Below are 15,218 nucleotides of genomic sequence, written 5' to 3'. Positions count from 1 at the left end.
GGTCGGAGAGGATGTCAAAAGAAGTGCAGGAATGATGTTAGTTAATTTAAATCATCCACAACCACAACGTATGCTGCTTTCTTGGGCATTTGAATCAATCTCTCATACTTTTATGCTGGATTATTTTTGGGCATTTATCATTAAAAAATTGTGAAGCCTTTAGGACAGAGTTGTAAAAGATCAGAATGCTACAAAAAACATAAGATGTTCTGAAGAGCTTAAATATATCGAAAAATCAGTTTGATAAAGGATAAATGGTGATTTTGGGTAAAATATCCATTTATCCTTTATATGGATGATTTGAATTATCAATGTTAGTCATTTGATCAGTCAGAGAAAATTATCAAAATTGCGATGCACAGTTTTGGCGATCGTGCTAGACTAGGAGAAATCGGGTGTGCTCCCGATTTTTTTATGCGGATTTGTTCCGCGCTGACAAGAATTTAGGTTTACAACATGCCCATTTCAGAGACATGGTTATTACCTGATGGTGTAGCTGATGTATTACCAGAACAAGCGCGAGTCATAGAAGATTTGCGCCGTAAGTCACTGGATTTCCTCGCATCTCGAGGTTATCAGCTGGTGTACACGCCATTCATTGAATACATTGAATCTTTATCTTCTCTCTCAGAATCGAATCAGGATTTAGACTTAGCCACTTTTAAAGTGATCGACCAGCTGTCTGGCCGTCTGCTTGGTGTGCGTGCCGATATGACACCACAAGTGGCTCGTATCGATGCGCATGTACATCCAGTTGAAGGTGTGGCTCGTTACTGCTATGCAGGCACAGTTCTGCATACCAAACCACAAGGATTTAACACCACGCGTGCGCCGTTGCAGCTGGGTGCTGAATTGTTCGGTTCAGACAGTATTGATGCCGATGTAGAAATGATTGACCTGATGGTCAGCCTGATTGAAGAAGCAGGTCTGGCAGAAGGGATTCACCTGGACTTGGGACATGTCGGTCTGTTCCGTAGCCTGGTGGCACAAGCGGGCCTCAGCAAGGCGGCTGAGCGTCAGTTATCTGACCTGTATCAACGCAAAGCTTTACCTGAACTGAAAGAATTCACTGCAACACTGAACTTCGGTCAGGATTTCTATGTACTGGGCCGCTATGCAAGTGATCTGGACGCGCTGAAAAATCAACTGAGTGCCGAAGTACTGGCAAATCCAGCCTTTAAACAGGCACTGGATGCACTGATTACGACGCAAAGCGAGATTCAGGCACGCTGGCCTGAACTGGAAATTGGTGTAGACGTGGTTGAACTGCGCTCTTATCACTACCATACTGGTCTGATGTACGCCGTATATGCACCAAATCGTGCAGTGCCATTAGCTCAAGGCGGCCGTTACGATGGTATTGGTGAACACTTTGGTCGTGCCCGTCCGGCAACCGGTTTCTCTTGCGACTTATATATGTTAAGTGCCGGCAAGTTTGCAGCGGCACAAGTTGTAGTTGCGCCAAAAGGTACGGATGCAGCGTTGCTGAATGCGATTCAGGCAACCCGTGCACAAGGCTTAAGTGTAATTCAGTTATTAGGTAATGATGAGTTAAGCTCAGTACCGTATGCGACTCACCAGCTGGTGAATGTCGACGGTGAGTGGACAGTCAAAACAATTTAATGGTCCGGCTCAGTATTCATGTCGCTGAGCCAGGCTTTTCAACTTTAACAGCATGATGTAATGAGGCTATTATGGGCAAGAATGTTGTGGTACTTGGTACCCAATGGGGCGACGAAGGTAAAGGTAAAATCGTCGACCTGCTCACAGATCAAGCGGCTGCGGTAGTACGCTATCAAGGCGGACACAACGCAGGTCACACTCTCGTGGTTGGTGGTAAGAAAACTGTATTACACCTCATTCCATCAGGTATTTTACGTGAAAACGTACTGTGCTTAATTGGTAACGGTGTTGTTCTGTCACCAGAAGCGTTAATCCATGAAATGGAAGTGCTGGAAAAAGAAGGCGTGCCTGTACGTGAACGTCTGCGCATTTCTCCAAACTGTCCATTGATCCTGCCACACCACATCGCACTTGACCAAGCACGTGAGAAAAAACGTGGTAATGCGAAAATTGGTACAACAGGTCGTGGTATCGGTCCTGCTTACGAAGATAAAGTTGCTCGTCGTGCAATCCGTGTTGCTGACCTGGTACGTGGTGGTGAACATCTTAAAGCGCAACTTGAAGAGCTGCTTGAATACCACAACTTCCAATTGACTCAATTCTTTGGTGTTGAAGCAGTTAAAGTTGAAGACGTTCTGGCACTATGCGACGAATGGCGTAAAGTGATCGAACCTATGGTGATGGACGTGACTGGTGAGTTACACGCTTACCGTAAAGCGGGTAAGAACATCATGTTCGAAGGTGCACAAGGTTCACTGCTTGACGTTGACCATGGTACATACCCATACGTAACTTCTTCTAACACGACTGCTGGTGGCGTAAGCTCAGGTTCAGGTCTTGGTCCATTACACCTGGATTATGTCCTTGGTATTACTAAAGCGTATACCACTCGTGTAGGTTCAGGTCCATTCCCAACTGAATTGGTTTATGATGCTGCAACTGATACAGGTGATGCCATTGGTAAACACCTGGGTACTGTAGGTTCAGAATTCGGTGCGTCTACTGGCCGTCAACGTCGTTGTGGCTGGTTCGATGCTGAAATCCTGCGTCGTTCAGTAGAAGTAAACTCACTTTCTGGTATCTGCCTGACTAAACTTGACGTTCTGGATGGTTTAGACGAAGTGAAAATCTGTGTAGGTTATGAAGCTGCAGATTCTGGTTGTGTAGGTTCTTCTGATGCGCTTGCATTCGAAACTTTAAAACCAATCTACGAAACTATGCCGGGCTGGAAAGAATCTACTTTCGGTGCGAAATCACTAGATCAATTGCCACAAAATGCAATTAACTATGTGAAACGTCTTGAGCAATTGATTGAATGTCCAATCGACATCATCTCAACTGGTCCAGACCGTGAAGAAACTATTATTCTGCGCCACCCATTCTCTGCTTAATTCCTTAAGCAAGAAATGAGAAAAACCCTGTGATTTCACAGGGTTTTTTTTATTGCCTTTAGAAAAAACCGGATTTTCAAGACTAAAGTTGCATCAGTTCAAACTAGGCTTTTTTCAGCGACTTGCTAGAATGAATCTAAACAGTAAGATAAGAGTTTTGCAGGATGCAAAAAAATATTTCGGCAACCATGTTTTATTCGTTGCTGTTTGCCATGGGCGGGGCACCGACCATTGCTATGTTGATTATTCGTGCCCAGACGTCCAATCCTGAAATTATTTATGGCGCACTGGTTGGACTGAGCGTGATCATTGCCTGTATTCTGGTACCTGTCATTTTGATCCAGAATGCGATCCTGTATGTTAAACGTAAAAGTGAAACGCTGGAACAGAAAATCAAGCCATTGGCACAGTTTTATCTGGTCTTGAATGTATTGTGTTTGATTTACTGGCTGACTATACAATTCATCACCTGAAATATTACATAAATGCTAAAAAGATGAAGTAATTCCACATTTCAGGTATAACGATGTTTCAATTATAATTTTTACAAATTATTGTGCCTTGAAATTGGGGTGGAGACTCTCTAATGAAAAATAAATTTTTGTTTAGCATGTGCGCTGCAGCAGCGGTGACCTTAACCGGTTGTGCAACGGTTGCAGATATGGCGGGTGCAAATACCTCTACATTAAATGCAGTTGCGACAGAGGGTTTCAACAAGACCGTTCAGGAAGCACGTGCAGCAAACCAGCTAGATACTTCATCGGCGACTTATAAACGTATTTATGCTGTATTTAATAGATTGCGCCCTTATGCAGACCAGTTAAACCAGACCGGGGTGAAGTTTGACTGGCAACTGGCAGTGCTGAAATCTGATCAGGTCAATGCTTATGTGGCGCCGGGTGGTAAAGTGGTGTTTTATACCGGGATCGTGAACAAACTGAACCTGACTGATGCGGAAATTGCAGCGGTCATGGGCCACGAGATGGTGCATGCACTGGAAGAACACTCTAAACAGAAAATTGGTGCTCAGGCGTTAACTGATCTGGCTCTAGGTATTGGTTTAAGCGCAGCAGGTGCGGGCCAAGGTGCTACAGCTGCGGCTCAGCTAGGTAGTCAGATCGGTATCGGTTTGCCATATTCACGTAACCTAGAAAGCCGCGCTGACCAAGGTGGTTTAATGTTAATGGCACGCGCCGGTTATAATCCGAATGCGGCGATTACGCTGTGGGAAAAAATGAACAAGCAGACCAGCAGTGGCGTTGCGTTCTTATCAACTCACCCATCAAACAGTCAGCGTATTGCAGCAATGCGTCAGAACTTGCCAGCAGCAATGCAGATTTATAATCAGCGCAAATAAGTCTTATGGCTTAAGTCAAAGCAGGGCAGATGTCCTGCTTTTTTATGTTGAAAATCTGCAGGTAATAAAAAAGGCAAAGTAAAAACTTTGCCTTTTGCACGTCAGTTCAGATGATCTTAGTGGTGGTGACCGCCTGCACCGTGTACGTGACCGTGGTCTAGTTCTTCTTGAGAAGCTTCACGGATCGCTACGATTTCAACTTCGAAAGTCAGGTCTTGACCAGCAAGTGGGAAGTTCGCATCAACCACAACTGTTTCGCCTTCAACTGCTTTAACAGTTACGATTTGAACGCCGTCATCAGTTTGTGCTTGGAATTGCATACCAGGTTGGATGTTGTCCACGCCTTGGAACATTTTTGCAGGAACTTCTTGTACAAGCTCTGGGTTGTATTCGCCGTAACCTTCAGCAGCTGGAACAGTTACAGTGAACTTGTCGCCAACAGTTTTGCCAAGCAGTGCATTTTCAAGGCCAGGAATGATGTTGCCTGCACCATGCAAATATGCAAGTGGTTCACCTTGAGATTTGTCGAGAGTTTCACCCTCTGCGTTAGTCAGTGTGTAGTGGAAAGAAACCACGAGGTCATTTGCAACTGCAGTCATGATATTGATCCAATCAAATTTTTAAAAGAGACATCATAAAGTGAAATTGAGTTTTTGTAGACTAAAATTAGCAAAAAAAATGCAATTTCTCTATTCTAATGATGGTTTTTTCATTAATGGGGACAACTATGTAAATTTCAATGCAATTTTATCTTCGGCGAGATTTTTCTTGTAACGAAATCCTTAAGCGTTAAGGCCCCGGCATGAGTATAGCCCAAGATCGTGGCCTGATGCAGGCGATACAGGGAAATATACATTGATTTTGCGACGAAGCCATGCACATTCACCTGACCAAGTAATTCACCCACTGCTTTATTTTCACTTAGGGACACCAGCGAACCTTTGTCTGAGAAAGTGAAGATTGGCAGAGAAGTCTTGCCATTGACACGCAGCCTTAATGAGTTGGCAAGAAAGCTGGCCTGCTGACTAGCCACCTGGGCACGTGGACCGAGCACTGGCTCATCAGCACGCGGCTTACAATGGGCACAGTCTCCGAAAGCAAAAATATTGGGATCAGTTAGTGTCTGCAAAGTTGCATAGACTTTGAGGCGGTTGATATTGTCCTTTTCAAAGCCTTCTAGATTTTTAAGTACATCCGGTGCCTTAATGCCGGCGGCCCAGACTTTCACTTCTGCTTCCAGACTACTGCCATCGGCGAAGTGGATATGATCTTCATCCACCTTAGCTACGCGATGCTGGGTGAGCACATCAATGCCTAATTCTTTTAGCTGCTTCAGGGTATGCTCCGCCACTTTTTCAGACAGGGCAGGCAGGATACGGTCAGCGGCTTCAATCAGGGTGATTTTAACTTTGTTGGGATCAATTTTATTGAGTCCATATTTATGGAAATTATGTTTGGCTGAGACTAGTTCAGCTGCCAGTTCAACTCCTGTCGCACCCGCACCAATAATGGCGATTTTCAGTTCGCGGCTGGATGCTTCATGCTGGGCATTCAGGTATAGATGCAACAAGTCCTGCTGGAAAATATCTGCTTGTTCGCGGCTGTCCAGAAAATGGCAAAATTCCTGGACACCAGGCGTATTAAAATCATTGGAAGTTGAACCTAGAGCTAATACCAATGTGTCATAGCTAATTTTTATGTCCTTTTTCGGTAGAGCTTTTTTAGAAAAATAATCATTTTCGATCAGAATCTGTTGGGCTGCACGGTCGATATTTTTAAAATTTCCCAGCACAAATTCATAATGGTTCTCTGCAGCATGGGCAAAGTAATTGATTTCTTCCTGATGCGGATTTAGTGTTCCAGCAGCAATCTCATGTAAAAGTGGTTTCCAGATATGAGTCAGTTTCTGGTCGACCAATGTGATATGGGCTTTGCCACTTTTGCCGAGACTCTGTCCTAACTGGGTCGCCAGTTCCAGTCCGCCAGCGCCACCACCTACAATTACGATCTTATGTGCTGTCATAAAATGATTAACCTGTTTATTTTTCTAATAAAATGTGATGAAACATACTATGACAGGTGAAAATTCAGGTCTTGTACAGGATTGTTTAACAATTACAAAACGTAGCAATTCAATGACATAAAGAAAGATGAGGTTGGACGGAAGTAAAAGGTAGGCGCAGCAAGAGAATAGAAGGATGGAAAATTATTCTTATCTCCATCCTTCATGGTTCATGTTTTATTTTCCGATCGGATAAAGTTTCACATCAGTTGTATTGTCAGAAAACAGACTAAATAACCATTCAAAGAACCTGTGGAAAATACCTGCTTCCTCAAGGTCAACTTGATCTTCAATCAGAATGGTACGAATCAGCTGGTCATTTTGATAGACATTCACAGTGGCCAGCTGCATGACTTTCGCTAGTGGGGCAGTCAGTTTAGTTTCTTTGACTTCGACATTGACGTGAGTCTGAGTTTCACGCAGTGGCTCGATACTTTGCATGACACCGTTACCGGTATCCAGCATGATGCGTTGAGTCGATTGGTCAAACTGGTTCAGGTCAATGGTATAGCTCTGGTCATACAGGGAAGTAGTGATCAGTTCAGGCTGCTTTGTTTCAACCTTGAACATTTTCAGAGTAGATTTCACCACAGGCAATTCTGCCAAAAGTTGATGGCTAGGTACGGCGACTTCATTACGGGTATAGGTATAAGCTAGGTTCATCAGCTTATGCGCGACTTCGGCACGTTTAACCCCGCTTTTAGTGCCTAATACCACCACGATCAGACGACGGTTGGGCATGTTCATTTCTATGCTTGGACGGATTGCAGTTGCAGCCAGGTTATAACCTGCAGCACGGGTAAAACCGGTTTTTAGGCCATCCACTGTTGGGTCCATTTTTAACAACAGGTTGGTGGCACGGTGGAAACGCTGGTTGTAAGTAAAACTTGGCTGTTTGGAATAGCCCAAATAATCTGGGGTTTGGGTTACTAGTGCTTGTGATAGTTTGGCCAGATCTGCCGCAGTTGAGTAGTGCTCAGGCATGGTTACACCGGCTGGATTCTGGAAATGGGTATGCGTCATTCCCAGTGCTTGAGCTTCCTTGTTCATGCGTTCAATAAACTTCGGTACGCTGCCAGAGATTTTTTCTGCCAGGGTCACGGCTGCATCATTGGCTGACATCACGATCAGACCTGCCAGTAACTGATCTACAGAAATCTGCTCACCTTCTTTCAGGTACATTTGGGATTCATCCCACATCACCATTTGCACCACTGGCGTCGCGGTAATTATTTCACTTTTACTTAATTTCCCGGCCTGGATTTCCTTCAATGTGATATAGGCCACCATCATTTTGGTCAGGGAAGCTGGGGCACGTTGCATGTCTTCATTATGAGATGCAATGGTCTGTCCAGTTTCACTATCCAGAATGGTCCAGGCTTTGGCTTCAACACTTTCAGGATTGATATTCAGTAGGGCAGCATGCGAAATTGCAGACACAAGCAGGCACAATGTCGCAATCAATGAGGTGATAAATTTCAAGGGTGTTCCTTATTCGACCAGTCCGTGGGCGAGCAAAAAAATTTTAGGCATGCTAAGCCTTTTTTTTTGTCATGGCTAGTGCTCATTGTAGACAATTAAGACACTTCCGCAATGTATCGGAAAAAATGTTAAGCTAAGACTTAACACATTCTAATTTATTTTGAATCGCCCATTATGTTGCATTATCAAATCGAATTTGACGATTATCGTCAGCATCTTGTTCACGTGACTGTTCGCTTTTTAGCTGACCCTACACAGGTGTTGTCTTTGCCAACATGGATTCCGGGCAGTTATTTGATTCGCGAATTTTCCAAACATATTGAAGCAGTCAAAGCCTATGATGAGGAAGGTCGTCAGCTCAAGATCCAGAAATTTGAAAAGAACAAATGGCGTCTGTTTAATACTGATCATGAGCTGATCACGGTGGAATATGATGTTTATGCTTATGACCTGTCAGTGCGTGGGGCTTATGTCGATGAAACCCGCCTGTATGTCAATCCGGCTTGTGCATGTTTAGGTTTGGAAGGACAGGAGCATAAGGCCGTTGAAATTGAAGTCTTCCTGCCGGATGAGCTGAAACACTTCCAGCTGGCAACCGGTATGGCTTCCAAGAGTTTGGTGAAAGGCCGTTATACCTTAAAAGCTGAAAACTATGCCGAGCTGATCGATTCACCGTTTGAGTTGGCAGAACAGACTCGTTTCAGTTTTGAAGCCAAGGGCATTCCACATGAGTTTGTGGTGTCTGGCAAACATGCCATGAATGTTGAACGTATGCAGAAAGACCTGGAAAAAATCTGCAGCACCGAAATTTCCATGTTCGGTTCGGCACCATTTAGTAATTATACCTTTATGACCATGGCCACCGGTAACAGCTATGGTGGTTTGGAACATCCAAATTCTACCAGCCTGATTACGCCACGTGATGACCTGCCTAAAGCCAATGAGCCGGAAGAGCCATCTAAGGATTACCAGCGTTTCTTGGGACTGTGCAGCCACGAATATTTCCACTCATGGTTGGTGAAATTTATCCGTCCGGAAAACTTTGTCAATTATGATCTAAATAAAGAAGGCTATACCTCTTTACTCTGGATCTTCGAAGGTTTCACTTCTTATTATGATGATCTGATCCTGCTGCGTAGTGGTGTGATCAATCAGGAATCTTACCTGACTTTACTGAAAGCACAGATTGACCGTTACCTGCAAAATCAGGGTCGTTTTGTTCAGACTGTGGCTGAATCCAGCTTTGATGCCTGGGTGAAATTCTATCGTCAGGATGAAAATTCCAATAATGCCGGTACCAGCTATTACAACAAAGGCTGTCTGGTGGCACTGTGTCTGGACTTAGGTCTGCGTTTACGCGGTTCAAGTCTGGATGCCCTAATGCGTAAGCTGTATGAAAATGCGCAAAATGGCATTCAGGTCAATGAACGTACCATTTTCGACTTATGTCAGGAATTGACAGGTGACAGCTGGTTAGAGCAGATTAACCATCTGATCAATACCACTGAAGAACTGCCGTTGGATCAGCTATTGCCAGAGTTCGGTGTGAAATACACACTGAAAAATGACAAATCTCTGCCATTTGGCCTGAAACTGGCGGATAAGCCTGAAGGTGTCCAAATCCAGTCTGCACGCCGTGATGGTGCAGCTGCTAAAGCCGGTCTGTCTGCTAATGATGTGATCATTGCGATTGATGGCTTGAAAGCAACGACCAAGCTACTGGAAAAATATGCCAAAGAGCAGGGTATATATACCGTACATGCTTTCCGTCGTGATGAGTTAATGACTTTCGAAGTCCAAGCTGCGGGTTCTGAGCTGAATGAGGTTGAATTAACCGTGGAAAATCAGGACAGTATAAATAAGTGGTTGAAAGCCTAGTCTAAAAAATCAAAAAGGATGCTTCGGCATCCTTTTTTTGTGCCCTAATTTAGGTATCATTCATCGTCTCGCACACTTATTTATCTTTAAATCTGCATAAATAATCATATTTATATGCAACTTGCACATAAATAGTGGGCAGGGTGTGTCAATTATTTAAAGGGTATAAATGGCATCGCTCTTGCAGACAGGCAATATATGTAAAAATGCAGAGAGAAAACGATGAAGACACATGATGAAAGTCCACTCACAGAAACACCGGACTCTCAACGAAAAGGGTTTTTTCCTATTGCTTTGGTGTTATTCAGCTTTACCTTTTTTACAGCAACCATGTTTGCTGGTGGAAAAATAGGTGTCGCATTCGACTTTATTAACATTCTCTGGATTACCGTGATTGGGAATGTGTTATTAGGTTTATATGCAGCATCCCTTGGATTGATCTCGGCCCGCAGCGGTTTAAATACCGTTTTGATGGGCCGTTTTTGTTTTGGCAACCTGGGCAGTAAATTATCGGATTTTCTACTGGGATTTGCCGAATTAGGGTGGTACGCGTGGGGAACTGCGACACTAGCCATTTCCCTCACCAAGATTGTTGGCATTCCGGAAGGCTGGAATATCCCGCTGATGGTGCTGTTCGGCTTTGGTTTCTCGATTACCGCCATTGTCGGCTTTAAAGGCCTAGAATGGCTGTCGCGTATTTCCATTCCCTTAATGTTCCTATTGCTGGTGGTATCGATCTATTTGGCAACCAAACATATTGGCGGCTGGACCGGCCTAACCAGTGCGGTACCAACCGAAAAAATGACTTTTGCCACCGCGATTACCATGGTCTTTGGTACCTTTGCCAGTGGTGCAACTCAGATTACCAACTGGACCCGCATGGCTAAAAGCAGCCGTGTCGCGATTTGGGCCTGCTTAGTGAGCTTTGTAATCGGCAATGGCTTGATGGTGCTGGCAGGTGCGTGGATGGCAATCGTGTATCAACAAGCAGATATTGTAGAAGTGCTGATTCTGCAAGGTCTGTCTGTCGCAGCGATTATCATGCTATGTCTGAACCTGTGGACGATTCAGGGTCCAACCATTTACAACGTATCTGCAGCAGCTTGCCATCTGGTACGTACTGAACGCCGTAAAACCATGGTGTTGGCATCAGCTTCAATCGGGATCGTGCTGGCGGTACTTGGTATGTATGAACTGCTGATTCCATTTCTGCTGTTACTTGGTGCCATCATTCCACCTGTGGGCGGCGTGATCATGGCGGATTACTGGGTACGTTATAAAGGTAAATATCCACTGTTGTCTCAAGCTCACTTGCCGAACTTTAACTGGATTGGTTTGACCGCGTATGCAGTCGGTGCGATCTGTGCCTATGTATCACCTTGGATTGCGCCAATTGTCGGGATCGCCGTGGCATTTGTGGTATATAGCGTTTTGCTGGCAGTCTTCCCGGTAAAACAGTCACAGTTGAAAGAGGCTTAACAGCATGAGCATGACTGTTCAGGATATTCTGGATTTACCGCAATTACAGCAAATGCAGTTGCGGGCGGGAAACGACCATGTGCAACGGTTGGTGCGCTGGTTCTATGTTGCCGAAAATGAAGGGATTGCTGAATGGATCACCGGTGGTGAGCTGATCTTTGTCGGCGTGAATTACATCCGGGGTGAAACCAACTTGTTGGCGTTGCTGGATCAGGCGAAACAGCGTGATGCGGCAGCCATGGTGATTCTGACCGGCCCGGATTTTATCCAGCATATTCCTGACAGTGTCATCGCCAAAGCTGATGCGCTGGGATTGCCACTGATTGAACAGCCGTATAGCCTGAGAATGGTCGAGGTGACGCATGTTATTGGTACGCGTCTGGTGGAATCAGCCCAAACCCAAAAATCAGCCGAAGATGTATTGATGCAATTGTTGATGGGCGATTATCCATCTCTGGATATCATCAATATGCGGGCCAAACAGCTGAATTTACCTGTGCTTGGGCGACATGTAGTTGTAGTGTTGAAGCTGCATCACCTTCAGCAGATTTTCCATCCTGAAGTAAATGGTGCTGAGAGTTTTCATCTGCCAGAAGAACAGTATTTTCAGATCAAGCAGGATTGTTATAACCAGCTGGAACAATGGCGTAAACAGCACCAACAAGTTTTTCCGGTGATCCGGCAGGGTGACCAGTTTAATATGGTGCTGTCCGTTGCTGAACATGATCTGGAATACTGGCAGGCATTATTGTCCGAGCTGATCCAGCAACTAAACTGTCATAGCATGAATGACGAATACAAGGTTTTTGCTGGTTTATCCAATGAAGTGAATTCTGCATCTGCATTTCAGCGCGGGTTCTGGGAAGCCTGTCATGCGCAGGAAATCGCAGCAGATCTCAATACGGAAACAGGTTTAAGCTTGTACCGTGATCTGGGCCTGCTAAAACTGCTCAAGGCCATTCCCAACAAAATCTTGTTGCAGCAATTCATGCAGGACAACATCGGTATGCTGGTCGATACCGATCGCAAACATCCTTATGTATTTCTAGAAACGCTGGATGCCTGGCTGAAAGAAAATGGCAACCTGATGGCGACAGCACAGCGCCTGGGAATTCACCGCAATACCCTGAATCAACGTATTCAAAAAATTGAAAGCCTGACCGGGCAATCTTTAACTTCTGCCAACTTTAGATTAAATGCCGCTGTGGCATTGCTGATCTGGCAAATGACTCATAAATAACGAGACTCTCCTATGAAAGTAATTAATGCCATTTTGCGTGGTAAAGAAGGTCTATTTTCCCTGACCTATAACAATGGTGTATTTGAAGCAATTGAAAAACAGGCAGGTGTGATCCAAGCTGAAGCCTCTGCCGAGATCATTGATGCTGCACAGCAAATGGTGATGGCCCCCCTGATCGAGCCACATATTCATTTAGATGCGGTACTAACAGCTGGCGAACCTGAATGGAATATGTCAGGTACCTTATTTGAAGGTATTGAACGTTGGGGCCAACGTAAAGAAACTATTACTCAAGAAGATACCAAACAGCGTGCGAAAAAGACCGTAGATATGTTAGTGGCACATGGTATTCAGCATGTGCGTACCCATGTCGATGTGACTGATCCTGAACTGACCGCATTACATGCCATGCTGGAAGTCAAAGAAGAGATTAAGGACAAGGTGAATCTGCAGATCGTGGCATTTCCGCAAGAGGGGATTGAATCCTATAACAATGGTCGTGGCCTGATGGAAGAAGCGATCAAGCTGGGTGCTGACGTAGTGGGTGGTATTCCACACTTTGAATATACTCGTGAAAAAGGTGTCAGCTCTGTTCATTTCCTGATGGATCTGGCAGAAAAATATGACCGCCTGGTGGATGTGCACTGTGATGAGATTGATGACCCTGCATCGCGCTTCCTGGAGGTATTAGCAGATGAAGCACGTGTACGTGGCATGGGCGAGCGCGTAACAGCCAGCCATACCACTGCAATGGGTTCTTATGACAATGCCTACTGTTACAAGCTGTTCCGTTTGCTGAAACGTTCTAAGATCAATTTTATTTCTTGCCCAACTGAAAGCATCCATTTACAAGGCCGTTTCGATACCTATCCAAAACGCCGTGGTGTGACCCGTGCTGCTGAAATTGATCGTGCTGGCATGAATATCAGTTTTGCACAGGATTCCATTCGTGATCCATGGTATCCAATTGGCAATGGCAACATCATTCGTGTCTTAGATGCTGCACTGCACATCTGTCATATGCTCGGTTATGAAGACCTGCAACGTTGTCTGGACTTTGTATCTGATAACTCAGCGAAAACCCTGTGTCTGGGTGATCAATACGGTATTGAAGTTGGACGTCCCGCAAGCTTTATTATTATGCCTGCACAGAAGGATTATGACGTGGTTGCCAACCAAGCTAAAGCAATCTTAAGCGTGAAAAATGGTAAGGTGATTATGCGCCGTCAAACTGAACAGGTTGAGCTATTTACTTAATTTATGTTTTCAAGACATAAAAACCGGTGTTGAGACACCGGTTTTTTATTGCAGATCATGATGAAAATTCTATTTCACTATTGTCCGGGAAGTCCCACGGAACTCAGCCACGATCTGGTCTTTTTGGTTAATGATCTGAATGTCATAGATGCCACTGCGACCGCTGCTGGCTTTGTGTTCTGCAATGGCAATCAGTGTATCACCGAGTAATGCAGGTTTAAGGTAATGAATACCACAATGTTGACCCACAGCCGGATGTTCACCAGTATTGCAGGCAATCGCAAAGGCTGCATCAGCCAGTGCAAAAATTACTGCGCCGTTACAGGTTTGATGACCTTGTAAATGCTGTTCGGTCACTTTTAGTTCAATCTTGGCGTGATTATGGCTATAGGAAACCAGATGTGCACCAAGGTACTGAATCAAACGATCTTGATTAAACATGTGATTGACTTGCTGATCCATTGCAATACTCCTTTTTAGATACGTTTTTATTTTTGAATATTAATTATGTGAATCATAAATAACATTATGAAAGGGGAAAGACAAGTGAAAGTTCTATATGGTGAATTTGCATGTAGAAGGAAAAGAATGTAAAACCAATATATAATTAACTGCTTTTTATTAGAAAAAATGAATCAAAGAAGTTTAGTATGGGGAATCGGAATTACAGTTGCATGGCTGGTTGTAATTTTTCTATTTTGGTTTTTTGGCGATTTAAAAAGTCCAACATCTTTAAATGAATTAGGTGATTTTCTTGCTGGGATCATTGCACCTATCGCTTTCTTTGGGCTAATTTTAGGCTATGTACAGCAGGGTAGGCAGTTAGAGCAAAATACAAAAGCATTGGAACAACAAGAAAAAGCATTACAACTTCAGATTGATGAGATGAGGGAGAGCGTTAAGCAACAAAAGACGTTAATTGCAGAGCAAAAGAAATATTATCGAGCTCTTGAAGAAGCCGTAAGACCTATTTTAGTAGTCCGTAATCCTAAAATTAGACTAAAAACACACCTGATAGATGCATCTGACGCACATATAGAATATAAAGATGCGCCCTTAATGCAATTTAGTTTATTTAATGATGGGAAGGATAAAGCAATTTTTATAGAAATTTATGGAGGTATTATTAATAAACAATTCATTCAAAGGTTAAATAGAATCAATGATTTCACAAGTCAATGGATAGCTACCTATTTAACAGATGAAGAAATTTCATATCTATATGAAATAAAATCTGCGGATTATTAAATTTTAATTAAATTTGAGGATATATACGGTAATGTATTTAAAAACGAACATATTAAACCTCTTTCATAAGTCATTTTTCACTCAGTTCCAAATTATAGATTCCCGCAATTAAATTGAATCTTAAGCCCAGTCTTTTGCCACGGTTACGATATCGCTCAGCGAGGATTTTGAAGGTTTTCAAACTGCCAAATACATGCTCAA

General features: G+C 43.8%; 13 protein-coding genes and 1 pseudogene. 9 read left to right on the top strand and 5 right to left on the bottom strand.

Annotated features, from left to right (window positions below; all coding sequences use genetic code 11):
• Positions 1 to 456: 456 nt before the first annotated feature.
• From GW12_RS00575 to GW12_RS00560, 4 genes are all read left to right on the top strand, one after another.
• Positions 457 to 1,623, top strand: a complete 1,167-nt coding sequence (locus GW12_RS00575) for an ATP phosphoribosyltransferase regulatory subunit (protein WP_034582053.1) — start codon at positions 457 to 459, stop codon at positions 1,621 to 1,623.
• Positions 1,624 to 1,694: 71 nt separating this feature from the next.
• Positions 1,695 to 3,014 (top strand): adenylosuccinate synthase, encoded by a 1,320-nt coding sequence (locus GW12_RS00570; protein WP_034582050.1) that lies wholly within the window; start codon positions 1,695 to 1,697, stop codon positions 3,012 to 3,014.
• 164 nt (positions 3,015 to 3,178) lie between these two features.
• The gene (locus tag GW12_RS00565) at positions 3,179 to 3,487 is read left to right on the top strand and encodes a hypothetical protein (RefSeq protein WP_034582048.1); all 309 of its coding nucleotides are present in this window, start codon (positions 3,179 to 3,181) and stop codon (positions 3,485 to 3,487) included.
• 113 nt (positions 3,488 to 3,600) lie between these two features.
• Positions 3,601 to 4,371, top strand: coding sequence for a M48 family metallopeptidase (locus tag GW12_RS00560; protein ID WP_034582046.1), 771 nt, complete (start codon positions 3,601 to 3,603; stop codon positions 4,369 to 4,371).
• Positions 4,372 to 4,487: 116 nt separating this feature from the next.
• Here the strand turns inward: GW12_RS00560 and slyD are convergent, their stop codons facing one another.
• The 3 genes from slyD to GW12_RS00545 form a co-directional block, all read right to left on the bottom strand.
• A complete protein-coding gene (slyD, locus tag GW12_RS00555; protein ID WP_034582044.1) occupies positions 4,488 to 4,970 on the bottom strand; it encodes a peptidylprolyl isomerase in 483 nt (160 codons plus the stop codon).
• A 137-nt stretch (positions 4,971 to 5,107) separates the two neighbouring features.
• Positions 5,108 to 6,394 carry an NAD(P)/FAD-dependent oxidoreductase gene (locus GW12_RS00550; protein ID WP_034582041.1) on the bottom strand — a complete coding sequence of 429 codons (1,287 nt, stop codon included), beginning with the start codon at positions 6,392 to 6,394 and terminating at the stop codon, positions 5,108 to 5,110.
• Between the two features lie 216 nt (positions 6,395 to 6,610).
• Complete coding sequence (locus GW12_RS00545; protein WP_034582038.1) at positions 6,611 to 7,915, bottom strand: D-alanyl-D-alanine carboxypeptidase PBP6B; 1,305 nt, start codon at positions 7,913 to 7,915, stop codon at positions 6,611 to 6,613.
• 174 nt (positions 7,916 to 8,089) lie between these two features.
• Between GW12_RS00545 and GW12_RS00540 the strand changes: the two genes are divergently transcribed.
• The 4 genes from GW12_RS00540 to codA all read left to right on the top strand — a co-directional run bounded on the left by GW12_RS00540 (position 8,090) and on the right by codA (position 13,769).
• Positions 8,090 to 9,793 carry a M61 family metallopeptidase gene (locus GW12_RS00540; RefSeq protein ID WP_034582035.1) on the top strand — a complete coding sequence of 568 codons (1,704 nt, stop codon included), beginning with the start codon at positions 8,090 to 8,092 and terminating at the stop codon, positions 9,791 to 9,793.
• 222 nt (positions 9,794 to 10,015) lie between these two features.
• Positions 10,016 to 11,272, top strand: coding sequence for a cytosine permease (gene codB / locus GW12_RS00535; RefSeq protein ID WP_034582033.1), 1,257 nt, complete (start codon positions 10,016 to 10,018; stop codon positions 11,270 to 11,272).
• A gap of 4 nt (positions 11,273 to 11,276) precedes the next feature.
• Positions 11,277 to 12,512, top strand: a complete 1,236-nt coding sequence (locus GW12_RS00530) for a PucR family transcriptional regulator (protein WP_034582031.1) — start codon at positions 11,277 to 11,279, stop codon at positions 12,510 to 12,512.
• A 12-nt stretch (positions 12,513 to 12,524) separates the two neighbouring features.
• Complete coding sequence (gene codA / locus GW12_RS00525) at positions 12,525 to 13,769, top strand: cytosine deaminase (protein ID WP_034582029.1); 1,245 nt, start codon at positions 12,525 to 12,527, stop codon at positions 13,767 to 13,769.
• 69 nt (positions 13,770 to 13,838) lie between these two features.
• Here codA and paaI read toward each other — a convergent pair whose 3' ends face one another.
• Positions 13,839 to 14,231, bottom strand: coding sequence for a hydroxyphenylacetyl-CoA thioesterase PaaI (paaI, locus tag GW12_RS00520; RefSeq protein WP_034582027.1), 393 nt, complete (start codon positions 14,229 to 14,231; stop codon positions 13,839 to 13,841).
• 168 nt (positions 14,232 to 14,399) lie between these two features.
• On the opposite strand from paaI, the gene GW12_RS15925 reads away from it, so the two are divergent.
• Complete coding sequence (locus GW12_RS15925) at positions 14,400 to 15,017, top strand: hypothetical protein (RefSeq protein WP_227504109.1); 618 nt, start codon at positions 14,400 to 14,402, stop codon at positions 15,015 to 15,017.
• A gap of 70 nt (positions 15,018 to 15,087) precedes the next feature.
• Here the strand turns inward: GW12_RS15925 and GW12_RS00510 are convergent.
• Positions 15,088 to 15,218 (bottom strand): annotated as a pseudogene (locus GW12_RS00510) (IS5/IS1182 family transposase); the annotation flags it as partial.

Origin of the sequence: Acinetobacter sp. HR7, assembly GCF_000773685.1 — a bacterium.
Lineage (GTDB): Bacteria > Pseudomonadota > Gammaproteobacteria > Pseudomonadales > Moraxellaceae > Acinetobacter > Acinetobacter thermotolerans.
This window is presented reverse-complemented; position numbering and strand designations above follow the sequence as displayed.

What these genes read in the sequence shown, in the direction of transcription:
- GW12_RS00570 (WP_034582050.1), top strand. Translation starts at nt 1,695, where the DNA reads ATGGGCAAGAATGTTGTGGTACTTGGTACCCAATGGGGCGACGAAGGT.
- slyD (WP_034582044.1), bottom strand. Translation starts at nt 4,970, where the DNA reads ATGACTGCAGTTGCAAATGACCTCGTGGTTTCTTTCCACTACACACTG.
- codB (WP_034582033.1), top strand. Translation starts at nt 10,016, where the DNA reads ATGAAGACACATGATGAAAGTCCACTCACAGAAACACCGGACTCTCAA.
- GW12_RS00565 (WP_034582048.1), top strand. Translation starts at nt 3,179, where the DNA reads ATGCAAAAAAATATTTCGGCAACCATGTTTTATTCGTTGCTGTTTGCC.
- GW12_RS00560 (WP_034582046.1), top strand. Translation starts at nt 3,601, where the DNA reads ATGAAAAATAAATTTTTGTTTAGCATGTGCGCTGCAGCAGCGGTGACC.
- GW12_RS00550 (WP_034582041.1), bottom strand. Translation starts at nt 6,394, where the DNA reads ATGACAGCACATAAGATCGTAATTGTAGGTGGTGGCGCTGGCGGACTG.
- GW12_RS15925 (WP_227504109.1), top strand. Translation starts at nt 14,400, where the DNA reads ATGAATCAAAGAAGTTTAGTATGGGGAATCGGAATTACAGTTGCATGG.
- codA (WP_034582029.1), top strand. Translation starts at nt 12,525, where the DNA reads ATGAAAGTAATTAATGCCATTTTGCGTGGTAAAGAAGGTCTATTTTCC.
- GW12_RS00575 (WP_034582053.1), top strand. Translation starts at nt 457, where the DNA reads ATGCCCATTTCAGAGACATGGTTATTACCTGATGGTGTAGCTGATGTA.
- GW12_RS00530 (WP_034582031.1), top strand. Translation starts at nt 11,277, where the DNA reads ATGAGCATGACTGTTCAGGATATTCTGGATTTACCGCAATTACAGCAA.
- paaI (WP_034582027.1), bottom strand. Translation starts at nt 14,231, where the DNA reads ATGGATCAGCAAGTCAATCACATGTTTAATCAAGATCGTTTGATTCAG.
- GW12_RS00540 (WP_034582035.1), top strand. Translation starts at nt 8,090, where the DNA reads ATGTTGCATTATCAAATCGAATTTGACGATTATCGTCAGCATCTTGTT.